Raw genomic sequence first — 23,506 nt, forward strand, 5'->3', positions numbered from 1 at the left:
ACCAGGCTCAGCAGACGGCTCACAGGGCGTACCCGACGCCCTGCACCGTGCGGATCAGCGCCGGTTCCCCCAGCTTGGCGCGCAGCTTGCTCATGCAGACGCGTACGGCGCCGGTGAAGGGGTCCGCGTTGGCGTCCCAGGCCCGCTCCAGCAGTTCCTCCGCGCTGACGGTGGCTCCGTCGGCCTCCAGCAGCAGCTGCAGCACGGTGAACTCCTTCGGCGACAGGTCGAGGTCACGCCCGTCCCGGGTGGCGGCACGGCGCACGCTGTCGAGCCTGATGCCGTGTCTCTCCAGCTGCGGCGGGACCGGCCGGGCGCTGCGGCGCCGCAGGGCACGCACCCGTGACACCAGTTCGGGGAACTCGAAGGGCTTGCTCACGTAGTCGTCGGCACCGAGATCGAGCCCTTCCACCCGGTCCTCCATGGTCCCCGAGGCGGTGAGCATCAGGATCCTGGTGCGCGAGCCGGTCGACACGAGCCTGCGGGCGACGTCGTCGCCGTGCACGCGGGGGAGATCACGGTCCAGCACGACCACGTCGTAGTCGTGCAGTCCCAGATAGGCGAGCGCCGCGTCCCCGCTGTACACGGTGTCCACGGCGAATCCGGCACGCCGCAGCCCGGTCGCCACCAGCTCCGCCAGAATCTCCTCGTCCTCGGCGACCAGTACCCGCATCGTGTTGTCCCCTGCCTCGTGCACGCGTGTCCACTCCTCCCAGGATGCGTCTTTGGTACGGGAAAGGATGTTTCGCAAAGCTCTCCGCGTCCCGGGCGGCCGTCATCGATGTGAGTGGATCTTCCACGGGCCGTTAGGATTTCGACCATGGCGGCCACTGGATCCGAGAAGCAAGGGGGCGACGGCGTGAACAGTTTCTACGTATCGACCCCCATCTACTACGTCAACGACGCTCCTCACCTGGGCCACGCCTACACGACCGTCGCAGGCGACGTGCTCACCCGCTGGCACCGCCAGCGCGGCGAGAAGGTGTGGTACCTCACCGGCACGGACGAGCACGGTCAGAAGATCATGCGCACGGCCGAGGCGAACAACGTCACCCCCCAGGCCTGGTGCGACAAGCTCGTCGAGGAGGCCTGGAAGCCCCTCTGGGAGCACCTGAACATCGCGAACGACGACTTCATCCGTACGACGGAGAAGCGCCACACGGACCGTGTGCAGGAGTTCGTGCAGGACCTGTTCGACAAGGACCAGATCTACAAGGGCGGGTACGAAGGCCCGTACTGCGTGGGCTGCGAGGAGTACAAGCTCCCCGGGGACCTGATCGAGGCCGAGGACGGCACGAAGCTGTGCCCGATCCACAAGAAGCCGGTGGAGCTCCTCAAGGAGGAGAACTACTTCTTCAAGCTGAGCGAGTACGGCCCGAAGCTCATGGAGTTCTACGCGGCCAACCCGGACTTCATCCAGCCCGAGTCCGCCCGCAACGAGATCGTGAACTTCGTCAAGCAGGGTCTCCAGGACCTGTCGATCTCGCGCTCCACCTTCGACTGGGGAGTCCCGGTCCCGTGGGACCCGAAGCACGTGATCTACGTGTGGATCGACGCCCTGCTCAACTACGCCACGGCGGTCGGCTACGGAGCCAACCAGGAGAAGTTCGACGGCACCTTCCCGGCGAACGTCCACCTGATCGGCAAGGACATCCTGCGCTTCCACTCGGTCATCTGGCCGGCCATGCTGATGGCGCAGGGTCTTCCGCTGCCCGGCAAGGTCGTCGCCAACGGCTGGCTGATGGTCGGCGGCGAGAAGATGTCGAAGTCGAACCTGACGGGCATCAAGCCGCAGGACCTGACCTCGCACTTCGGCGTGGACGCCTACCGCTGGTACTTCCTGCGGGCCATCGCGTACGGCAGCGACGGCTCCTTCTCCTGGGAGGACTTCAGCGCCCGCTACACCTCCGAGCTGGCCAACGACTACGGCAACCTCGCCTCGCGCGTCGCGGCCATGGTCGGCAAGTACTTCGACGGCGCCCTCCCGGAGGCCACGGCCGCCGGTGACGCCGAGCGCGCGGTCCAGGAAGGGCTGGCCCGCGCGGTCGCCACGGCGGACGCGAGGATCGGCGAGGAGCTGGACTTCCAGGGCGGCATCCTGGCGATCTTCGACTTCGTGAAGCAGGTCAACGGCTACATCACCGAGCAGGAGCCCTGGAAGGTCGCCAAGGACACCTCGCCGGAGGGCCAGGCCCGTCTCGCGGCCATCCTGTACACGGCGGCCGAGTCGCTGCGCGGTGTCGCGGTCCTGCTGAACTCCGTGATGCCGGACACCTCGCAGAAGCTGTGGGACTCCCTGGGCGCCGAGGCGTCCCTGGGCGCCCTGGCCGACCAGCGGGTCCAGGACGCGGGCCGCTGGGGGCAGCTGCCCGCGGGCGCGACGGTGACGAAGGGCGCGGTGCTGTTCCCGCGCCTCGAGGAGAAGCCCGCGTAAGCGGCGTACGCGACGCAGGAGCCCGGGTCCCAGACGTGTTCGGGGCCCGGGCTCCTGTGCGTCGTGCGCCAGGGCGTCCGCGTCATCCGGCCAGCGACGCGGCGTCCCCCATCACGATCACGGGGGACTTCGCGGGGTCCAGGAGGAGCAGGAGCTCCCGCATCCTGTCCTCGGTCAGCGAGACACAGCCCTGGGTGGGGCCGCCGTGGTCCACATGGACCCAGATGCCGCCGCCCCTCTCCTCACCGAGGGGCCGTTCGCGGTCCAGCGGGGACGTGCCGGGGGTGCGGTTGTAGTTGATCGCCACGACGTAGTCGAAGGACCCTTCCAGGGGCTCTCCGAGGAAGCCCTCACCGCTCACCGCGAAGCGGGCCTCCTCGTCGTACGGGAGCAGGGCACCCGGGTCGGGCAGTCGGCCGCCCGCGTCCGTGAGGCCGAAGACCCCCACCGGCGATCTGAGGTCGTCGGCGAGGTGACGGTCCGTCCAGCCCTCCTTGCCGTTGTGGGCGGGCCAGGGCCCCGCCGCGGGTCTCCAGCCGAGAGCCGGGTCGTCGAGGCTGTAGAGCACGGCCTCGGAGCGGTTGGAGTCAGGGCCCTGCCCGGTCACCACCAGGGCCTGGCGGGCCGTGGCGGGGATGTGCGCCCGTGTCTCGGGCCCCAGGTCCGGAATCTCCGCCGGGCTGCGGGACGGCTCCGCGGAAAGGGTCCGCCCGGTCTCGGAGCCGGGCCCGGCGGCCCCGCCGGGCGCCTCGGGGTCGGAGCTCCGCACCGCTCCGGCGGAACAGCCGATGACCAGCAGGAACATGACGACGAGCAGAACATGAGGGCGGCGCGGGACGGACACGGTGCGGAACTCCTCGGTGAGGGGCGGACGGGCACTTCCCGTGCCCGTCCTTGCCGGGCCCGGCGGCACCGAATCGGAGCCGGGGCCATGCGGATGTACCCGGTTCGGGTACCCGAGGTCCGGGAAGTTCCACATGGTCCACCCGTACGCGGGCCAAAGAGCCCGGAACAGTCGCGGTCCGGGCTCCTCACCGGCGTTCCGTGGACGACGCCGCCGGCCCCGGGGGTGCTAGAGGTCGGTGCCGTCGTGGGTCTCGTCGGGGTCGACGCCCATCGTGATCGAACCGGTCACGCCGCGCACCATCCCGCCCTTGCGGTACGAGAGTTTCAGCAGCCCGCCCGCCACGCCGCTCCGGTCGTAGATGGTGTCCTCGGTCAGGGTCGTCCGGGTGGTGGTGCTCGTCGAGTACGGCTCCTCCTTCGCCGAGTCGAGGACCGCGGACTCGGCGAAGAAGAACTGACCGGTGTGGCAGGTGTGGCCGCCCTCGTACCCGGCGTCGGTCATCGTGCCGCCGACGTGCACCTTGGTGTGGATGTGCACGGCACGGCCCTGGTACCAGCCCGGGAAGATCGTCGTGAACTCCACGAAGCCGTGCCGGTCGGTGAGCTGGGTACCCCGCAGGTAGCGCTCGTCGTCGGTGGGCTCGCTGTGTCCGCCGCCACCGCCCGGGCCTCCGGACGGGGGCGTCCCGGTGGGCGTCCCGGTCGGTGCGTCGGTGGGGGCGTCGGTGGGGGCACCACTCGGCGGGGCGCCGCCGCCGGGGCCGCCCTGGCTCATGCTCTCGTAGCCGGAGTAGATCCCCAGCGCGTCGCAGTGCCAGATGTCGACGGCCGCCTTCCTCAGCGGCTTGCAGGTGTCGGAGTCGACCACCTTGAGGCGGAGGGTCAGGGGGATGCCCTCCTTGTCCTCGGTGATGTCCTTCCGGATCTTGTCGGCGTCGATGTAGTACGGGCCCTCGGTGGTCTCCGAGGTCAGCCGGTAACACACCTCGCCCTGTCCGGCCTTCGCGCCGGAGGCGGCGCCCTTCTCCTCACCGGCCGAGGCGGTCGCGACGACACCGGCGCCGACTCCGGCCGCGGCCACGACCGCTCCGCCGGCCATGATCACCCTGCGCCGGGTCATGTCCTTCTTGTGTGCGGGTCCCTGATTCTCTGTCATGGACCGGGAGACTAGGCAGCCCGGCTGGCAGGAACATGGGCGTCGGCTGTGTGTTCCTGTGCGCGTGCCGTGACCACGGACAGGACCGGGGGACGGCCGGCACCGGAGGCACGACGTGAAACAGTCCCCGGCCGGTTGGCCGGGGACTGTTTCACGTGGAACCGGAGCGGAACCGCCGACGCCTACTTCGCGCCGGTGTCCCTCGCCACGGAGTCCTTGGCCTCGGCCTTCTCCTTGGCCGAGGCGGCGGGCTTACGGAGCTGGATGTTCAGCTCGCGCAGCCGCGTCTCGTCCAGCACGGTCGGGGCACCCATCATCAGGTCCTGGGCGTTGCCGTTGAGCGGGAAGGCGATCGTCTCGCGGATGTTCGGCTCGTCGGCGAGCAGCATCACGATGCGGTCGACGCCCGGGGCGATGCCACCGTGCGGCGGGGCGCCGAGGCGGAAGGCGCGGAGCATGCCCGCGAACTCGTGCTCGACGGTCTCGCGGTCGTAGCCGGCGATCTCGAAGGCCTTGATCATCAGCTCGGGCTCGTGGTTGCGGATGGCGCCGGAGGACAGCTCGATGCCGTTGCAGACGATGTCGTACTGCCAGGCCAGGATGTCCAGCGGGTCCTTCGTCTCCAGGTCCTCCAGGCCGCCCTGCGGCATCGAGAAGGGGTTGTGCGAGAAGTCGATACGGCCCGTCTCCTCGTCCTTCTCGTACATCGGGAAGTCGACGACCCAGCAGAACCGGAAGACGCCCTCCTCGAAGTGCCCGGCACGCTTCGCTGCCTCGACACGGACGGCGGACATGATCTTGGAGACCTCGTCGAACTCGCCCGCGCCGAAGAAGACGGCGTGGCCGGGAACGAGGGAGAGCCGCTCGGTGAGCGTCTTGACGTCCGCCTCGGTGAGGAACTTGGCGATCGGGCCCGCCAGCGTGCCGTCCTCGCCGACGCGGACCCAGGCGAGGCCCTTGGCGCCGTGCTCGACGGCGTACTCGCCGAGGCCGTCGAAGAACTTCCGGGACTGACCCGCGGTGTCCGGCACCGGCAGGGCGCGGACGTGCTTGCCCGCGAACGCCTTGAAGCCGGAGTCGGCGAAGATGTCGGAGATGTCGACGAGCTCCAGCTTGGCCCGGAGGTCCGGCTTGTCGTTGCCGTACTTCAGCATCGACTCGCGGAACGGGATGCGCGGGAACGGCGAGGTTACGTGGCGGCCGTTGCCGAACTCCTCGAACAGTTCGGTCATGAGCTTCTCGATCGGCTGGAAGACGTCCTCCTGCTCGACGAACGACATCTCGACGTCGAGCTGGTAGAACTCGCCCGGCGAACGGTCGGCGCGGGCGTCCTCGTCACGGAAGCAGGGCGCGATCTGGAAGTACCGGTCGAAGCCGGAGATCATCAGCAGCTGCTTGAACTGCTGGGGCGCCTGCGGGAGGGCGTAGAACTTGCCCGGGTTCAGCCGGGACGGGACCACGAAGTCACGGGCGCCCTCGGGGGAGGTCGCGGTGAGGATCGGCGTCGCCATCTCGTTGAAGCCGAGGGCGACCATCTTGGAGCGGATGGACGCGATCACGGCCGAGCGCAACATGATGTTGCGGTGCATGCGCTCACGGCGCAGGTCGAGGAAGCGGTACTCCAGACGCCGCTCCTCGTTGACCCCGTCCTCGGTGTTGATCGTGAAGGGCAGCGGGCCGGCCTCGCCCAGCACCTCGACCTCGGTGACCTCGATCTCGATCTCACCGGTCGGGAGCTCCGGGTTGACGTTGTCGGCGCCGCGCGCGGAGACCTTTCCGTCGATCCGGACGACGGTCTCCTTGGTCAGCTTCGCCAGGGCGTCGTTGCCGGGGGTGCCGGGGCGGGCGACGAGCTGCACGAGACCGTAGTGGTCACGCAGATCGATGAAGAGGATGCCGCCCAGGTCTCGGCGATTGTGCAGCCAGCCGCTCAGCCGGACGTCGGTGCCGACGTCAGAGGCGCGGAGCTCGCCGCAGGTGTGGGACCTGTACCGATGCATCGTCGTTCATCCAGTCTTCGCGGTCGGGGTGGATTGACACCCCAGGCTACCGCCCGTGGACGCACCGCTTCATTGGCATTGTCGCCGCACGGCTGTACGGGACGCGCCTGGCGGGCCACCGCGCTCGCTGCCGGGCAGCCGCTCCTCGGTGGCGATCGCGTGAACATTCTTCCTAAAGTGGGGCAATGCGCACCGAGGAGATCCTGGCCGCGATCGGGACCGGTCTGTGGAGCTGGGACAGCTCATCGGGCACGGTCGCGTTCGACGCGGAGGCGGCACGGCTGGTGGGGCTGCCCGCCGAGGCCACCGTCCGCTCCGGCGAGGAGGTACGCCACCGCATCCACCCCGCCGACTGGAACGAGATCGACGGCATCGTGAACTTCGCGATCGCCGAGGGCACACTGGCCGAGGCCAGGATGCGCATCCTGGACGAGGATGGAGAGGTCGTCCGCACGGTCCGCACCCGGTCCAAGCCGGTTCCGCTGGACACCCCCGGCCGTCACACGTACGTCCTGATGGGCATCCTCCAGGAGGTGGCCCCGCCCCCGGACTCCGCGGCGGCGCAGACCCCCCTCACGGGCGACTGGCGACGGTCGCGCGAGGCGTTCCTGCTGGACGCCGGACGGGCGCTGGCCGAGGCGGGGTCCACGGAGGAAGTGCTCCGGGTCGCGGGCTCGCTGTCCATGCCCGGCTTCTCGCCGGACGGACTGGCCGTCTTCGGGGTCTCGGGCGAACGGCTGACCGTCATCGGCCACCACGGACACAACATCGGCGACGAGAAGCCGTTCACGGACATGCTCCTGGAGACCGACTACCCGGCCGCCGAGGTCGTCCGGACCGGGCAGGCGATCTACCTCGCGTCACCCGAGGAGTACCGGCGGCGCTTCCCCACCACCTGGCCCCTCGCCAGCGGCTTCGGCCGCCGGTCCTGGGCCTTTCTGCCGCTCATCTCCTCGGGCCACACCATGGGCGCCTGGATGGCCGGGTTCCGCCACACCGTGGCCTTCTCGCCGGACGAGCGGTCCGTGCTGAACACGGTGGCGCGGATGCTGGCCCAGGCGCTGACGCGCGCCGGCACCGCCGAGACCGAGCGCGAGCTGTCGCTGGGCCTCCAGAGGGCGATGAGACCCTCGCTCGGCCCGGGCGTTCCCGGCCTGTCGGTCGCGGCGCGCTACATCCCGACGGGAGGGGGCCTCCAGGTGGGCGGCGACTGGTACGACATGATCCCCCTCCCCAACGGCCGTATCGCCCTCGTCATCGGAGACGTCCAGGGGCACGACGTACGGGCGGCGGGGCTGATGGGCCAGCTGCGGATCGCCCTGCGCGCGTACGCCTCCGAGGGGCACCGCCCCGACGCGGTGCTCTCCCGGGCCTCACGCTTCCTGTCCGGCCTGACGGAGTCGTACGACCTCACCGACGGCGAGGACCGGTCCGACGCGACGCGCTTCGCGACCTGCCTGTACGCGGAGGCCGACCCCGAGGCCGGCACCCTCGACGTCGCCCGGGCGGGGCACCCCGACCCGGTGGTGATCAGCGTCGACGGCACCGCGGTGATCCGGCAGACCGCCGGAGGCCTGCCGCTGGGCGTCGAGAAGGACGCCGACTACCCGACCACCCGTGTCGTCCTGGGGCCGGGCGAGACGATCATGCTGTGCACGGACGGGCTCATCGAGACCGGCGGACACGACATGGCGACCGGGTGGACCAGGCTCAGGCCCGTCCTGGAGAAGCCCGTCGACGATCTGGAGGAGCTCGCCGAGGCCCTCGTCCAGGCCGTGCACGGCCCGGGCTCCCACTACACGACCGGACCGCTGGTGGACCGCCGCGAGGACGACATCGCGGTGCTGGTGCTGCGCCGCGAGGGTGCGCGTGCGCGCAGGGCCCCCTCACGGCGCTCGGCGATGACCGTCGCCCAGGCGGAGCCCGAGCGGATCGCGGTCGCCCGCCGGCAGCTGCGGGAGCTGCTGCACGACTGGGCGGACACGGAACAGGTCGACTCGGCCGAGCTGATGGTCTCCGAGATGGCCACGAACGTGCTCGTCCACACGGACGGGGACGCACTGCTCGTGGCGGAGGTGACGGGTGAGCCGGGCGAGCGGCGGCTGCGCGTCGAGGTGGCCGACGCCAGCGACGAGCTGCCGCACACGCGGCGTCCGGGGGAGATGGCGTCCAGCGGCCGCGGGCTGATGCTGATGGAGATGCTCGCCGACGCCTGGGGGGTGGACCCGAGGGGCGAGGGGAAGTCGATCTGGTTCGAGCTGTACGAGTCGGCGGAGCCGGCGGAACTGGCCGCCGGCGGATCATGAGCGATCGCTGACCTCCGGCCCTTCACCGCCGGCCGCGTACCCCTTGCGCAGCTCACCGATCACGCCGACCGCGGCGGCGCACAGGGGCACCGCCAGCAGCATGCCCAGCAGCCCCGCGACGCTCGCCCCCGCGGTCAGCGCGATCATGATCATGGCGGGGTGCATCTGGACGGTCCGGCTCTGGATGACGGGCTGGAGCACATGGCCCTCCAGCACCTGCACGGCGACCACCACACCCAGCACCCAGAGGGCGATCACGATGCCCCGGTCCGCGAGCGCGACCAGCACGGCGACGGCGCCGGAGATGAAGGCCCCCAGATAGGGGATGTAGGCGCCGACGAACACCAGGGCGCCCAGCCCCGCCGCGCCCGGCACCCGCAGGATCAGCAGGCCCACCGTGATGCACAGCGCGTCGATCAGGGCGATGAAGGTGGTGCCGCGCATGAACCCCTCGACGGCTTCGAAAGCCCTCCGGCCCATCGCCTCGACGAGGTCACCGGTGCCTCGGGGAGCGACGCTGTGGGCGAGGTGCGCGGCACGGTCGGAGTCGCGGAGGAAGAAGAAGGTCAGCAGGAGCGCCAGGACACTGGTGGTCACGAGCGACCCGATGAGGCTGATCCCGCTGAGCAGTCCGCCCGCCGCGCTCGCGCCGAACTTCTCGACGAGACCCTTGGCGTTGTCCGCCAGGTCGTCGACGTTCGCCACGCCCTCGATGTCGAAGTGGTCGATGACCCACTGAGCGGCGTCCTTGAGCGACTGCACGATCTGGTCGCCGCTGTCGACGAGCGCGGTGACGACGATGTACCCGGCGCCCCCGACCACCGCGACGAGCGCGGCACACGTGAGTCCGGCGGCCACCGACCGGTTCACGCCGTGGGCCGTCAGCCAGCGCTGGACGGGGCCGAGCAGCGCGGTGCCGAGAAGCGCCAGCAGGACCGGGGTCACCGCCGTCTTGAGCGTCACGCTCAGCCAGACGGCCACCGCCCCGACCCCTGCGACCAGGAGCAGGACGCCGCACCAGGCGGCCGTCCGCCGCGCGACGTCGGGCAGGAGGGGCTTCCGGGTAGACACGCTCCCACCCGATCACGGGCCGGGAGCGGTGTCCCTTCCGCGCGGGCGTACGGGTGACGGTCCGTCACCCGTACGTCGCGCGGGGCCGGTCACATGCCGTGGACGGCCGGGACCTTGCCGAGACGGCCGGCCTGGAAGTCCTCGAAGGCCTGCTTGAGCTCGTCCTGGGTGTTCATCACGAACGGCCCGTAGTGCGCCATCGGCTCACGGATCGGCCGTCCGCCGAGCAGCACGACCTCCAGGTCGGGCGTGTTGCCGTCCTGCGACTCGTCGGCGCGGACGGTCAGCGAGGACCCCTTGCCGAAGACGGCGGTCTGGCCGGTGTGGACGGGGCGGCGCTCCGCGCCGACGCTGCCGCGTCCGGCGAGGACGTACGCGAGGCCGTTGAAGTCCTCGCGCCAGGGCAGCGTCACCTCGGCACCCGGCCGGACCGTGGCGTGGACCATGGTGATCGGGGTGTGCGTGATGCCCGGGCCCTCGTGTCCGTCCAGTTCACCGGCGATGACGCGGAGCAGCGCGCCGCCGTCCGGGGAGGCGAGGAGCTGGACCTGGCCGCCGCGGATGTCCTGGTAGCGGGGCGCCATCATCTTGTCGGCCTTGGGCAGGTTCACCCAGAGCTGGAGGCCGTGGAAGAGCCCTCCGGACATGACGAGCGCCTCGGGCGGCGTCTCGATGTGGAGGAGTCCGGAGCCCGCCGTCATCCACTGGGTGTCGCCGTTCTCGATGGCTCCGCCACCGCCGTGGCTGTCCTGGTGGATGAAGCTCCCGTCGATGATGTACGTGACGGTCTCGAAGCCGCGGTGCGGGTGCCAGGGGGTTCCCTTCGGCTCGCCGGCGGCGTACTCCACCTCACCCATCTGGTCCATCATGATGAACGGGTCGAGGTGCCGGTAGTTGATCCCGGCGAAGGCGCGCCGCACCGGGAACCCCTCCCCCTCGAAACCGCTGGGCGCGGTCGTGACGGTCAGCACGGGGCGGGCCACGGCATCGGCCGGGGCGGCGACCTTGGGCAGGGTCAGCGGGTTTTCGACGGTCACTGCGGGCATGGGAGCCACCTCCGGGAGTCTTCTGATCCCAATTTAGTTGAACGGTGAACATCTCGCAAGGCGGCATTCATTCCCGCCCGCCGCACAGCAACGAGGACCCGCACCGGTCCGGTGCGGGTCCTCGGGTGTGATCGGGCTCGTGTACGCCGTCAGCCGTACATACGGCGCATCGCGAAGTCCACCATCTGCTCGACGGCCTTGGCGTCGAAGACCATGCGGTGGTCCCCCTCCATGTCCAGGACGAAGCCGTAGCCGGTCGGCAGCAGGTCGATCACCTCGGCACCGGTGATCACGAAGTACTTGGACTCCTTGCCCGCGTACCGCCGGAGCTCCTTCAGCGTGCTGAACATGGGGATCACCGGCTGCTGCGTGTTGTGGAGCGCCAGGAAGCCCGGGTTGTCACCGCGCGGGCAGTAGACCTTCGCCGTGGCGAAGATCTGCTGGAAGTCCTCCGCGGACAGTGATCCGGTCGTGAAGGCCCGTACCGCGTCGGCCAGGGACGGCGGCGAGGGCTCGGGGTACAACGGCTGCTCGCCGTAGCCGCCCATCTGCTGCTGTGCGCCCGGGTTCTGGTCGTAGCCATACATGCCCCAAAGAGTAATCGGACACATCTCCGGCTTGAGGGGTTGCGCCTTATTACTGACGGGTAGCATCATCGTACGGGCCAGGTGTTACACCTACGCCAGGCCGTCCGCCGCCCGACCCTCACTCCTCCACGGGGCGCTGCGCGCCACTGCTATTGATTACGGAGCCTTCCCATGGGGCACTACAAGTCGAATCTCCGCGACATCGAGTTCAACCTCTTCGAGGTGCTCGGGCGCGACAAGCTGTACGGCACCGGTCCGTTCGCGGAGATGGACGTCGACACCGCGAAGAGCATCCTGGACGAGGTCACCCGCCTCGCCGAGAACGAGCTCGCAGACTCGTACGCCGACGCCGACCGCAACCCGCCGGTCTTCGACCCCGAGACGAACACCGCACCCGTCCCGGGCTCCTTCAAGAAGTCGTACCAGGCGTTCATGGACTCCGAGTACTGGCGTCTGGGCCTTCCCGAGGAGATCGGCGGCACGACCTCCCCGCGCTCCCTGATCTGGGGCTACGCGGAGCTGCTGCTCGGTTCCAACCCGGCGGTCTGGATGTACTCCTCCGGCCCCGCGTTCGCCGGCATCCTCTTCGACGAGGGCAACGAGGCGCAGAAGAAGGTCGCCGAGATCGCCGTCGAGAAGCAGTGGGGCTCGACGATGGTGCTCACCGAGCCGGACGCCGGCTCGGACGTGGGCGCCGGCCGCACCAAGGCGGTCGAGCAGGAGGACGGCTCCTGGCACATCGAGGGTGTGAAGCGCTTCATCACCTCGGGCGAGCACGACATGTCCGAGAACATCCTCCACTACGTCCTGGCACGCCCCGAGGGCGCGGGCCCGGGCACCAAGGGGCTCTCCCTCTTCCTGGTCCCGAAGTTCCACTTCGACTGGACCACCGGCGAGCTCGGTGAGCGCAACGGCGTGTACGCCACGAACGTCGAGCACAAGATGGGCCTCAAGGCCTCGAACACCTGCGAGATGACCTTCGGCGACCAGCACCCCGCCAAGGGCTGGCTGATCGGCGACAAGCACGACGGCATCCGCCAGATGTTCCGCATCATCGAGTTCGCCCGCATGATGGTCGGCACGAAGGCCATCGCGGCGCTCTCCACGGGCTACCTCAACGCGCTGGAGTACGCCAAGGAGCGCGTCCAGGGCACCGACCTGTCGCAGTTCATGGACAAGACGGCCCCCAAGGTCACCATCACGCACCACCCCGACGTGCGCCGCTCGCTCATGACGCAGAAGGCGTACGCCGAGGGCATGCGCTCCCTGGTGCTGTACACCGCCTCCGTCCAGGACGCGATCCAGGTGAAGGAGGCCGCGGGCGAGGACGCCAAGGCGCTCAACGGCCTCAACGACCTGCTGCTCCCGATCGTGAAGGGCTACGGCTCCGAGAAGTCCTACGAGCAGCTCGCGCAGTCGCTCCAGACCTTCGGCGGCTCCGGCTACCTCCAGGAGTACCCGGTCGAGCAGTACATCCGTGACGCCAAGATCGACACCCTGTACGAGGGCACGACGGCGATCCAGGGCCAGGACTTCTTCTTCCGGAAGATCGTCCGCGACCAGGGCGCCTCGCTGAACGCCCTCTCCGAGGAGATCAAGAAGTTCCTCGCGGGTGCCCAGGGCGACGAGGAGCTGTCCGGCTCGCTGGACAACCTCGCCAAGGCCGCCGTGGACCTGGAGGCGATCGTCGGCACGATGATCACCGACCTCACCGCGACCGGTGAGGACGTCAAGAACATCTACAAGGTCGGCCTCAACACGACTCGCCTGCTGATGGCCTCCGGCGACGTCGTCGTCGGATACCTCCTGCTCAAGGGCGCGGTCGTGGCCTCCGAGAAGCTGCGCAACGCCTCCGCCAAGGACGCCGCCTTCTACCAGGGCAAGATCGCCGCGGCGAAGTTCTTCGCCACCAACATCCTGCCGGGCGTCTCCGCCGAGCGCGCGCTCGCCGAGACCGTCGACAACGCGCTGATGGAGCTGGACGAGGCCGCGTTCTAGTCCCCTCCGCGCGCTTCGCACAGCACCGGGTCCGGCCCGCCCCCTCCCGAGGGGGCGGGCCGGACCTGTCGGTACCCGCGGCCACCGGGCCCTGCTCCCCGGCCGATGCTTTCCGGTCGCCGGCCGGCGGCGTCCGGCGGACGGCGTGAACCGTTCCTCCCGACCGTCGTTACAGTGAAGAACATGAGCTCTCCCCTCCGCTTCGACCGCGGGCACACCGACGATCTGATGGCATTCCTGATGGCCAGCCCCTCCCCGTACCACGCCGTGGCCACCGCCGCCGCGAGGCTGGAGAAGGCCGGTTTCCGGCAGGTCGAGGAGACGGACGCGTGGGACGGCTCCAAGGGCGGGAAGTACGTCCTGCGGGGCGGCGCGATCATCGCGTGGTACGTGCCGGAGGGCGCCGGCGCCCACACCCCGTTCCGGATCGTGGGAGCCCACACCGACTCCCCCAACCTGCGGGTCAAGCCCCTGCCCGACACCGGCGTGCACGGCTGGCGCCAGGTCGCCGTCGAGATCTACGGCGGGACGCTCCTGAACACCTGGCTCGACCGGGACCTGGGGCTCGCCGGCCGGATCTCCCTCCGGGACGGCACGCACCGGCTGGTGAACATCGACCGGCCGCTGCTGCGGGTGCCCCAGCTCGCCGTGCACCTGGACCGGTCCGCCAACCCCGACGGACTCAAGCTCGACCGGCAGAAGCACATGCAGCCGATCTGGGGGCTCGGTGAGGTCGAGGAGGGCGACCTCATCCGTTTCGTCGCCGAGGAGGCGGACGTCGACCCGGCGGAGATCACCGGCTGGGACCTCATGCCGCACCCCGTCGAGGCACCGTCGTACCTGGGCCGCGACCGCGAGCTGCTCGCCGGACCGCGCATGGACAACCTGCTCTCGGTGCACGCCGCGACCGCCGCGCTCGCCGCCGTGGCCGGGCAGCCGGACGAGGAGCTCCCGTACATCCCCGTGCTGGCCGCCTTCGACCACGAGGAGAACGGCTCCCAGTCCGACACCGGCGCCGACGGCCCGCTGCTCGGCACGGTCCTGGAGCGTTCCGTGTTCGCCCGCGGCGGTTCCTACGAGGACCGCGCCAGGGCCTTCGCCGGGACCGTCTGCCTCTCCTCGGACACCGGTCACGCCGTCCACCCGAACTACGCCGAGCGGCACGACCCGACGCACCACCCGGTGGCCAACGGCGGGCCCATCCTCAAGGTCAACGTCAACATGCGCTACGCGACCGACGGCGGGGGCCGCGCGGTGTTCGCCGCGGCCTGCGAGAAGGCGGGCGTGCCCTGGCAGACGTTCGTCTCGAACAACTCGATGCCGTGCGGCACGACGATCGGCCCGATCACCGCGGCACGCCACGGCATCCGGACCGTCGACATCGGTGTGGCGATCCTGTCGATGCACAGCGCGCGCGAACTCTGCGGTGCCGACGACCCGTACCTCCTCGCCAACGCGCTCGCCGCGTTCCTCGCGGGCTGATTCCTCCACCGTCCCAACCGCCCTCACGGACATGCTTGTTGCCGGGCCGGGTACGCGACCCGTACACCGGCCCGGATTCACCGGGCCGTCGAGGAGGCGGAAATCATGGGGCTCGGAGGATGCATTCTCCTGATCGGTGCCGGGGCGATTCTGGCGTTCGCGACGGACTGGGAGATGGACACCGTCAACGTCGACCTGGTCGGCTGGATCATGATGCTCGTCGGCCTCGTCGGGGTCTTCGTCTACGTGAGCATCGCGCGTCGCCGCCGCATGGTGGTGCCGCCCACGACCACGGTCGTCGCGGACGACGAGCGCCGCTACCAGTGACCTGACGGCCGGACATCCGCCTCTTCGCGGGGTGTCCGTGACGGTGCGTCGGCCTGGTCGCGGCCCGATATTCTGGGCACCTGTCCGGGCCGTCACCCCGGGTGCGTCCTGCCCGGAAGGAATGCCGCTCGTGGAGTTCCGGCTGCTCGGCACGGTCTCCGTCGACACCCGCACGGGGCCCCTGCCGCTCGGGCCCGCGAAACGGCGCAGCCTGCTCGCCGCCCTGCTGCTGTCGGCCAACACCCCCGTGCCGGTCGCCCGGCTGACGGACTCCCTGTGGGGCGAGGAGCCACCTCCGCGCGCCCGTGGCGTCATCCAGGGCCATGTCTCACGCCTCCGCGCCCTTCTGACGGGTGCGGAGGCACAGGCGTACGGGGTGGAGCTGGTCACGCTCGGGGACGCCTACGTGCTCCGGGTCCCGGAGACCCTGCTGGACTACCAGCGGTTCGAGGAACTGCTGATGCTGGCCCGGCAGCAGCGCAGCGCCGCCGACACCGTACGCATGCTCGACGACGCCCTGTCCCTGTGGCAGGGCCCGGCACTCGGCGGAACCTCCACCGAAGGACCGCTCCAGGCCGCGGCGCACACGCTGGAGGAGTCACGGCTGGCCACGGTCGAGGAGCTGGCCCGGGCCTACGCGGACCTCGGCGAGCACCACCGCGCCGCCTCCGTACTGCGGGCGGAGGCGGTCGCCCATCCGATGCGGGAGTCGCTGGCGGCGGCCCTGATACTGGCGCTGTACCGGGCGGGGCGCCAGTCGGAGGCCCTGGACTGGTTCCACCGTACGAGGCGGCTGCTCGCCGACGAGCTGGGCATCGACCCCGGACACGAACTCGCCGACGCGTACGCGCTGATCCTGCGCGGCGGGCCCCGGCCCGGCGCGGCCCCGGCCGGCGGCACGGACGCGGCCGGAGCGTCGCGGGCCGCTACCGGTCCGGCGGAAGGGGCAGGCACCACGGCGCCTCCCGGACCGCTTGGCCCCGCCGCCCACAGCCCCTCCGTGGCCACGCACCCCACCGACCTGCTGCCCCGCGCCCCCCGTGGTTTCCACGGGCGCAACGCCGAGCTGGCGGCGCTCACCCGGGCGGCCGCGGGCGAGGCGCCCGTGTGCCTGGTCACCGGGCCCGCCGGGGTGGGCAAGACGTCGCTGGCCCTCCAGTGGGCACACCACAACCCCGCCGCCTTCCCGGACGGACGGCTCTTCGCCGATCTGCGCGGGTTCAGCGAGACGGGCGAACCCGCTCTCATCGACGTCCTGCGTGAGTTCCTGCTGGCCCTGGGCGTCGCCCCGCGCCGTGTCCCGGAGTCCGTCAGCGCCGCCGCCGCGCTCTTCCGGTCCCTGACGGACCGGCGCCGGCTGCTCGTGGTCCTCGACAACGCCCGTGACTCCGCCACCGTCCGGGCGCTGCTCCCGGGTGGCACGGACTGCGTCACCCTCGTCACCAGCCGCAACCGGCTGGAGGGCCTCATCGCCTCGGACGCGGCCCGGCCCGTCCCTCTCGGCATCCTCGAACCCCAGGACGGTACGGCTCTGCTGGCCGGCGTGCTCGGTGAGGAGAGGATCCTCGCGGAACCGGTGGCGGCCCGCAGGCTCGCCGAACTCTGCGGAGGGCTCCCGCTCGCCCTGCGTGTCACGGCGGCCCGGCTGGCCGGCCGCCCGCAGTGGACGCTCGCCGGTCTGGCGGACGAGCTGGCCGACGAGCGCGGCCGGCTGACGTTCCTCGACGTGGACGACACCGGTGTCTCGGCCGCTCTGCGGCTCACCGTCCAACAGCTTCCGGCGGACGCCGTCCGGCAGTTGGCCCGGCTCGGCCACCATCCCGGCGGTCACTTCGATCCGTACACGTGCGCCGCGCTGGCGGGGACCGACCCCGCCGCGGCCGCGGCGGCCCTGGAGCGCCTCGGCTCCGCCCACCTCGTCACCGAGACCGCGCCGGGACGCTGGGTGCTGCACGACCTGGTGCGCCTGTACGCCCGCGGCCTCGACCCGGCGTCCGGGGCCGAGGCGCTGGTCGACGTCCTCGACCACTACATCGCCACCGCGCTCGCCGCCGCCGACACGGCCGAACCAGGCGGCGAGCCCTGCTTCGTGCTGCCGGAGGGCTACCGGCCGGCCGCCGTGCGGGACTTCGCCGACCGCGCCGCGGCGATGCACTGGCTGGCCACCGAACGCGACGACCTGGCCCGGGCGGCTGTGGCGGCCCGGGGGGCCGGACTGCACGACAGGGCCTGGCGGATCATCCTGCTCCAGTGGCCGCAGGTGGTGTGGCGGGTACGGGACAGCTGGGCTCCCCTGCTGGAGCTGGCGCTCGACTCCGCCCGCGCGAAGCAGGACCTGTACGCCGAGTCGAGGGTGCTGAACCTGCTGGGCTGGGTGCTGACCGAGGAGGGCAGGACCGCCGAGGCGCTCACCCTCCTGGAACGCTCGCCAGGCCTCGCACAGCAGGCCGGTGACCGGCTCGGTGAGGCGACGGCCCTGATCAACCTGGCCGTCGTCCAGGCCGGGCAGGGAGAGCTCGACCGGGCGCTGGAGGGCTGCGGCCGGGCCGTCGTACTGGCTAGGGAGGAGGAGGACCGGCACACGGAGATGCTCGCCCTCCAGCACCTGGCCCGACTGCAGCTCTCCGCCCACCGCCCCGGGGACGCGCTCGGATCCGCGCGTACGGCACTGGCGCTGGGGCCGGAGCACGAGGAGGCGGCCCGCCGGTCCCTGCTGCTGGCCGTGTCCGGTGAGGCGCGGCTGGCGCTCGGCGAGGAGGACGAGGGGATCCTGCTGCTCGACCGGGCTGCCGAGGAGGCGGAACACGCCGGCTACGACGAGGGCGCCGTGCGGGCTCTGGAGGCCCTGCTGCGGGTCTCGGCGCGCGCGGAGTACCGGACACGGCACGCGCTGGCACTCCGTCGCCTGACAGACGGGGGCTGACCCGGCACGGCCGGTGGGCGGGCACCCTGCCGCCCGGACGGAGAAGGTCCGGAAGAACCTCGCGGAGACCGGGGAAGGGACATCGGCGGAGTCCTGCAGACGGACATCAGCAGGACGTCAGCGGAGCCCGGCAGACGGACATCAGCAGGACGTCAGCACGACGGCAGCGGAACGTGAGCGGCGCGCTCCAGACTCATGGATGTCAGCAGCTCACCGGCGCGTCGGTCCCGACCGGCCGACCGCCTCGTCCCACTCCGGGGGAGTCTCCATGTCCACTGTCCGCACCCGCACCACCGTCCTCGCCGCCGCGGCCACCGCCGTACTCGCCCTCTCCCTCACCGCCTGCGGTGAGGACGGCACCGGTACGAAGTCCGCCGGCCCGGCGGGGAGCGGCTCGGCGGCGGCCGCCGCCGTGAAGTCCGCGCAGAACGCGGGTTCCACGGAGAGCGACGGTGCGTCGCAGGCCACCGGCGACTCGGGCGACGCGAAGACCACCGGCGACTCGGGTAGCGCGAAGACCAACGGCGGGACGAAGACCTCGGGCGCCACGAGGACCGGGGACGGCGACGGTATGGCGGCCTGCACCACCAAGGGTCTGGCGATCAGCGCCGCGGTCCAGGACGGCCCGCCCACCACCCACATCGTCCTGACCGCGAAGAACACCTCGGGCCACAGCTGCCTGATGCAGGGCTTCCCCGAGATCCGGTTCCTGGAGAACGCCCGTGGCACCGTGCCGGCGGTCGGCAAGAGCAAGCCCGCCGGTCCGGTCGTCCTGGCCGCCGGTGCTCCCGCGTACGCCGTCGTGAGGCTGTCGGACGGCGGTATGGACGAGGACGTCGAGACCGTGAAGGACTTCTCCGTCACGCTGCCGGGCAACGCCGGCATGGCCATCGTGAAGGCTCCCGGCGCGGAGGGCATCGCCGTGGACCCGGCGAGGTGGGCGACCGGCTACTGGACGCCCGAACTGCGCAACGGCGCCGACGAGTTCTGACCGTCAGCCCTGCTCGTCCATCCCGGCCAGCACCAGCGGGAGCCTGGACGCCCCTGTGGCGGTGACGTTCACGGGGACGCCCCAGTCCTGCTGGTGCACATGGCAGGCCGGGTATTCGTTCGCCGGGTCGTCGTCGCAGGACGCCGCCATCGCGGACACGTGCAGGACACCGTCGGTGACCCCGTCCGCCAGGACCAGGTCGCGGCTCAGATCCGTACCCGGCCCCGAACCCTCGGCCAGCAGCTCCGGCGGGGTCGAGGAGACCAGCAGCCGCGTGGACGGACCGTACCGGGTGTCCAGCTTCTGTCCGGCGGGTGCCTGGAAGACCACGTCCAGCCGCAGCGTGCCGGCCGCGACCTCCGTGGCCGCGCGCTGGGTGCGGTGGGCTTGGCCCGCGACCCGCACGGCCTCCTCGGGAAGGCGCAGCCGGGTCAGCCGGTGCCGCGCGGACTCGACGACGACCAGGTCCCCGTCCACCAGGACGGCGTCGCTCGGCTCCCGCAGATCCGTGGCCAGTGTGGTGACCTCCCCGCTCCGCGGGTCGTACCGCCGCAGCGCGTGGTTGTAGGTGTCGCTCACGGCGACGGAGCCGTCCGGCAGGGCCGTCACACCCAGCGGGTGCTGGAGGAGCGCCTGGCCGGCGGGGCCGTCGCGGTGGCCGAAGTCGAAGAGACCCGTACCGACGGCCGTGCGCACGGCGCCCTCCAGGTCCACGTAGCGCAGCGCGGAGTTCTCGGAGTCGGCGACCCAGAGACGGTCACCGGCCGAGGCCAGACCCGACGGCTGCGCGAACCACGCCTCGTCGCCGGGCCCGTCGACCAGGCCCTCGTTGGTCGTTCCCGCGGCGACCCCGACCGTTCCCGTCCCGGGGTCGTACGTCCACAGCTGGTGCACGCCCGCCATCGCGATCCACAGCCGGTCGTCGAACCAGGCGATGTCCCAGGGGGACGACAGGTCCACCTCCGTGGCGGGGCCGTCGGTGGTGGAGCCCTGCCACCACTGGCGGCCGGTCCCGGCGAGCGTGGTCGTCACACCCGTCGTGAGGTCGAGTGCCCTGATCGCGTGGTTGACCGTGTCCGCGACGGCGATCCGGCCGTCGGGCAGGACGGCGAGGCCCTGCGGCTCGCTGAACCGGGCCTCCTCACGGCCTCCGTCCGCGAACCCACGCTCACCGGTGCCGAAGTGGCCGCGGACGGTCTCGCCGTCGGCCTCCAGCTCGACCAGGCGGTGCCGGGTGCTGTCCGAGACCAGGAAGCCGCCGTCGGGAAGGACGAGCGCCTTGCCGGGGAACCGCAGATGCGTGGCGACCGGCTCCGGCGCGACGTACGGGCCGTCGCCGCGGCGCAGGGTGCCTTTCGCGGCGTGCTCCGTCTCCAGCTCCTCGACCAGCTTCTCGATGGCGTGCGCGTGGCCCTCACCCGCGTGCTGGGCCACGACGTAGCCCTCGGGGTCCACCACGACGAGCGTGGGCCAGGCCCGGACGGCGTACTGCTTCCAGGTGGCGAGCTCGGGGTCGTCGAGAACCGGGTGGTGCACCTCGTACCGCTCGACCGCGTCGACCACGGCCTGGTGTTCGGCCTCGTGCACGAACTTCGGCGAGTGGACACCGATGATCACCACGGTGTCGCGGTGCTTCTCCTCCAGCTCGCGCAGCTCGTCGAGCACATGCAGGCAGTTCACACAGCAGAAGGTCCAGAAATCCAGGATGACGATGCGTCCCCGCAGGTCAGCCAGGGTGTACTGCCGGTCGCCTGTATTGAGCCAGCCGCCCTTGCCGATCAGTTCGGGGGCGCGGACACGTGCACGTGCTGTCATGCCACCAGTCAACAGCACCGTGGCCTGCGCGCATTCCGGCAGGGCGTCGGGGAACCTGTGATCCATGAGACTTCTCGTACGCGAGCGCGTGTTCGGCATCGGTGACGACTACTGGATCGAGGACGCGGACGGGCGGAAGCTCTTCCTCGTCGACGGCAAGGCCATGCGGCTCCGGGACACCTTCGAGCTGAAGGACACCGAGGGCCGGGTGCTGGTGGAGATCCGCCAGAAGCTGATCAGCATCCGCGACACCATGCTCATCGAACGCGACGGCGACGAGCTCGCCACGGTCAAGCGGAAGCGGCTCTCCCTGCTCCGCAACCACTACCGGGTGAACCTGGTGGACGGCACCGAGCTGGACGTGAGCGGCAAGATCCTGGACCGCGAGTTCGCCATCGACTACGACGGCGAACTCCTGGCCCAGATCTCCCGGCGCTGGCTGACGGTCCGCGACACGTACGGCGTCGACATCGTGCGGGAGGACGCCGATGTGCCCCTCCTCCTCGCGGTGGCCGTGTGTGTGATCGTCCTCGCGGACAAGGAGCACGGCGAGGACTGAGGGACAGCGCCCCGGGCCCTGAGGTGCAACGGATCGGGACCGCGGCGCACGGACGGCCCCGGTTTCACGTGAAACCGGGGCCGTCCGTGTGCGTGCGCGTGTCTCAGGCCAGGCGCCTCTGGGCGAGGCCCAGACGACGGTCCTTGAGCGCGGGGAACTGCTCCCGGGTGGTGGTGGCCCTGGCCGGGTCGAACTCCACGGTCAGCACCTCCTCGGCCGCGCCCGCCTCGGCGAGCACCTCGCCCCAGGGGTCGACCACGATGCTGTGACCGGCCTGCTCGACCCCCGCGTGGGTACCCGCCGACCCGACCGCCAGGACATACGCCTGGTTCTCCACGGCACGCGCCTGCGCCAGCAGGGTCCAGTGCGAGCGCCTGCGCTCCGGCCAGCCCGCCGACACCACCAGCGTCTCGGCCCCCGCGTCGACGAGCCCCCGGAACTGCTCGGGGAAGCGCAGGTCGTAGCAGGTGGCGAGGCCGAGGATCGTCTCCGGCAGAGCGACGGTGACGAGCTCCTCTCCGGCCCCCATCAGTACGGCCTCACCCTTGTCGAACCCGAAGCGATGGATCTTGCGGTAGGCGGCGGCCCGCTCGCCCTCGGGCGAGAACACGAGTGAGGTGTTGTAGAGGGTGCCGTCCTCCGCGCGCTCCACGAAGGACCCGGCGTGCAGCCAGACACCCGCCTCGGCGGCCGCCTTCGCCATGATCCGGTGCGTGGGCCCCTGGAGCGGTTCGGCCTCTTCGGCGAACGCGGTGTAGTCGAAAGCGCCGACCGGCCAGAGCTCGGGGAGGAGGACGAGGTCCGCTCCCCGCTGGGCCGCGACCAGTGAAGCCGCGCGCTCTCTACGGGAATTGACCGATTCATCCGGGTTTACTGCCATCTGGATGAGGGAGGCGTGCACACTACCACCGTCCTGGCATGGGAGCCGTCAACGCGGGCCTACGATCGTCACACGAAAGCACTGCCGGGGTGCCTGCTCGCAGCGTAACTTAGCGAGCGAACCTCCCACGCAGCCCGCAGACAGCACCGTCGGTGCCGGCTCTCCCGTCGGCACTCCCTGCTCTCCAGCCCATGCACCGCAGAACCGCACGAGGGGTCCCGTGACCGTCCATCCCAGCCTCCAGACCTATGCCGATGCCTGGACCCACTCCGTCGAGTCGATAGCCGAGCTGGTCAAGCCACTCGTCGAGGGGGAGTGGAACCGCCGGACGCCCTGCCCGGGCTGGTCGGTGCGCGACATCGTCTCGCACGTCATCGGCATGGAGTGCGAGCAGCTCGGCGATCCCCGCCCCATCCACACGCTGCCGCGCGACCTCTACCACGTGCAGAACGACCACCAGCGCTACATGGAGATGCAGGTCGACGTACGGCGCCACCACACCGCGCCGGAGATGACGTCCGAGCTGGAGTACACGCTGATCCGGCGCATGCGTCAGCTGCGCAACGAGTCGCGGGCCCCCGAGACGATGGTGCGGGCGCCCCTCGGCGCCGAGCAGACGCTGGAACTGGCCCTGCGCATGCGGGCCTTCGACGTGTGGGTGCACGAGCAGGACCTGCGCATGACGCTGGGACAGCCCGGAAACCTGGATTCGCCCGGCGCCCTGATCGTCCGGGACACGCTGCTGGTCGGACTGGCGAAGGTGGTCGCCAAGGACGCGGGCGCGCCGCACAACTCGGCCGTGGTCTTCGACGTGCACGGCCCGCTGGAGTTCCTGCGCACGGTCAGGGTCGACGGCGAGGGCCACGGTTCGGTCGACGGAGCTCCGTCACTGGGCCCCGTGGCGACCTTGGCGATGGACTGGGAGACGTACTACCGGCTCGCCTGCGGGCGGGTGCGGGCGCAGGCCGTGGAGGACCGGATCAAGGTCGACGGCGACCAGGAGCTCGCGGCCGAGATCCTGCGCCACTTCGCCGTGACCCCGTAGCGGCACCCCCGGCGGCGCCCGTCCGGCGGCGGACCGGGAC

General features: G+C 70.9%; 18 protein-coding genes. 9 read left to right on the top strand and 9 right to left on the bottom strand.

The features are described 5' to 3' along the window. Nucleotides 1–19: 19 nt before the first annotated feature. Nucleotides 20–673 carry a response regulator transcription factor gene (locus tag IA22_RS0106875; RefSeq protein ID WP_030123027.1) on the bottom strand — a complete coding sequence of 218 codons (654 nt, stop codon included), beginning with the start codon at nucleotides 671–673 and terminating at the stop codon, nucleotides 20–22. Between the two features lie 147 nt (nucleotides 674–820). On the opposite strand from IA22_RS0106875, the gene metG reads away from it, so the two are divergent. After that, nucleotides 821–2,434 carry a methionine--tRNA ligase gene (gene metG / locus IA22_RS0106880; protein WP_014155305.1) on the top strand — a complete coding sequence of 538 codons (1,614 nt, stop codon included), beginning with the start codon at nucleotides 821–823 and terminating at the stop codon, nucleotides 2,432–2,434. Nucleotides 2,435–2,516: 82 nt separating this feature from the next. Here the strand turns inward: metG and IA22_RS0106885 are convergent, their stop codons facing one another. The 3 genes from IA22_RS0106885 to aspS form a co-directional block, all read right to left on the bottom strand. Further along, a complete protein-coding gene (locus tag IA22_RS0106885) occupies nucleotides 2,517–3,278 on the bottom strand; it encodes a lipoprotein (protein WP_015577857.1) in 762 nt (253 codons plus the stop codon). A gap of 228 nt (nucleotides 3,279–3,506) precedes the next feature. Beyond that, the gene (locus IA22_RS0106890) at nucleotides 3,507–4,436 is read right to left on the bottom strand and encodes an intradiol ring-cleavage dioxygenase (RefSeq protein WP_030123028.1); all 930 of its coding nucleotides are present in this window, start codon (nucleotides 4,434–4,436) and stop codon (nucleotides 3,507–3,509) included. A gap of 182 nt (nucleotides 4,437–4,618) precedes the next feature. Next, nucleotides 4,619–6,436 carry an aspartate--tRNA ligase gene (gene aspS, locus IA22_RS0106895; protein WP_014155302.1) on the bottom strand — a complete coding sequence of 606 codons (1,818 nt, stop codon included), beginning with the start codon at nucleotides 6,434–6,436 and terminating at the stop codon, nucleotides 4,619–4,621. 185 nt (nucleotides 6,437–6,621) lie between these two features. On the opposite strand from aspS, the gene IA22_RS0106900 reads away from it, so the two are divergent. After that, entirely contained in the window at nucleotides 6,622–8,742 is a 2,121-nt protein-coding gene (locus IA22_RS0106900; RefSeq protein WP_014155301.1) for a SpoIIE family protein phosphatase, read from the top strand. Here the strand turns inward: IA22_RS0106900 and IA22_RS0106905 are convergent. The 3 genes from IA22_RS0106905 to IA22_RS0106915 all read right to left on the bottom strand — a co-directional run bounded on the left by IA22_RS0106905 (nucleotide 8,737) and on the right by IA22_RS0106915 (nucleotide 11,446). Beyond that, nucleotides 8,737–9,813 (bottom strand): AI-2E family transporter, encoded by a 1,077-nt coding sequence (locus IA22_RS0106905; RefSeq protein ID WP_014155300.1) that lies wholly within the window; start codon nucleotides 9,811–9,813, stop codon nucleotides 8,737–8,739. The two genes, IA22_RS0106900 and IA22_RS0106905, sit on opposite strands and share 6 nt — an antisense overlap. An 89-nt stretch (nucleotides 9,814–9,902) precedes the next feature. After that, entirely contained in the window at nucleotides 9,903–10,859 is a 957-nt protein-coding gene (locus IA22_RS0106910; protein ID WP_030123029.1) for a pirin family protein, read from the bottom strand. Nucleotides 10,860–11,008: 149 nt separating this feature from the next. Beyond that, nucleotides 11,009–11,446: an SseB family protein gene (locus tag IA22_RS0106915; RefSeq protein WP_015577861.1), complete on the bottom strand. Its 438-nt coding sequence runs from the start codon at nucleotides 11,444–11,446 to the stop codon at nucleotides 11,009–11,011. 171 nt (nucleotides 11,447–11,617) lie between these two features. On the opposite strand from IA22_RS0106915, the gene IA22_RS0106920 reads away from it, so the two are divergent. The 5 genes from IA22_RS0106920 (at nucleotide 11,618) to IA22_RS0106940 (ending at nucleotide 19,167) form a co-directional block, all read left to right on the top strand. Next, on the top strand, nucleotides 11,618–13,444 hold the full coding sequence (locus IA22_RS0106920) for an acyl-CoA dehydrogenase (protein WP_015577862.1): 1,827 nt from the start codon (nucleotides 11,618–11,620) through the stop codon (nucleotides 13,442–13,444). Between the two features lie 183 nt (nucleotides 13,445–13,627). Then, complete coding sequence (locus tag IA22_RS0106925) at nucleotides 13,628–14,926, top strand: M18 family aminopeptidase (protein WP_030123030.1); 1,299 nt, start codon at nucleotides 13,628–13,630, stop codon at nucleotides 14,924–14,926. 105 nt (nucleotides 14,927–15,031) lie between these two features. Then, on the top strand, nucleotides 15,032–15,253 hold the full coding sequence (locus IA22_RS0106930) for a DUF6458 family protein (protein ID WP_014155295.1): 222 nt from the start codon (nucleotides 15,032–15,034) through the stop codon (nucleotides 15,251–15,253). Nucleotides 15,254–15,383: 130 nt separating this feature from the next. Beyond that, entirely contained in the window at nucleotides 15,384–18,176 is a 2,793-nt protein-coding gene (locus IA22_RS0106935) for an AfsR/SARP family transcriptional regulator (RefSeq protein WP_030123031.1), read from the top strand. Nucleotides 18,177–18,444: 268 nt separating this feature from the next. After that, entirely contained in the window at nucleotides 18,445–19,167 is a 723-nt protein-coding gene (locus IA22_RS0106940; protein WP_030123032.1) for a DUF4232 domain-containing protein, read from the top strand. 3 nt (nucleotides 19,168–19,170) lie between these two features. Here IA22_RS0106940 and IA22_RS0106945 read toward each other — a convergent pair whose 3' ends face one another. Then, on the bottom strand, nucleotides 19,171–20,982 hold the full coding sequence (locus IA22_RS0106945) for an NHL domain-containing thioredoxin family protein (RefSeq protein WP_030123033.1): 1,812 nt from the start codon (nucleotides 20,980–20,982) through the stop codon (nucleotides 19,171–19,173). 64 nt (nucleotides 20,983–21,046) lie between these two features. Between IA22_RS0106945 and IA22_RS0106950 the strand changes: the two genes are divergently transcribed. Beyond that, entirely contained in the window at nucleotides 21,047–21,541 is a 495-nt protein-coding gene (locus IA22_RS0106950) for an LURP-one-related/scramblase family protein (protein ID WP_014155291.1), read from the top strand. Nucleotides 21,542–21,644: 103 nt separating this feature from the next. Here the strand turns inward: IA22_RS0106950 and IA22_RS0106955 are convergent, their stop codons facing one another. Beyond that, a complete protein-coding gene (locus tag IA22_RS0106955) occupies nucleotides 21,645–22,442 on the bottom strand; it encodes a carbon-nitrogen family hydrolase (protein WP_014155290.1) in 798 nt (265 codons plus the stop codon). Nucleotides 22,443–22,641: 199 nt separating this feature from the next. Between IA22_RS0106955 and IA22_RS0106960 the strand changes: the two genes are divergently transcribed. After that, nucleotides 22,642–23,466: a maleylpyruvate isomerase family mycothiol-dependent enzyme gene (locus IA22_RS0106960; RefSeq protein ID WP_014155289.1), complete on the top strand. Its 825-nt coding sequence runs from the start codon at nucleotides 22,642–22,644 to the stop codon at nucleotides 23,464–23,466. The last annotated feature ends 40 nt before the right edge of the window (nucleotides 23,467–23,506 follow it).

This window comes from Kitasatospora papulosa (genome assembly GCF_000717245.1).
GTDB classification, from domain to species: domain Bacteria; phylum Actinomycetota; class Actinomycetes; order Streptomycetales; family Streptomycetaceae; genus Streptomyces; species Streptomyces papulosus.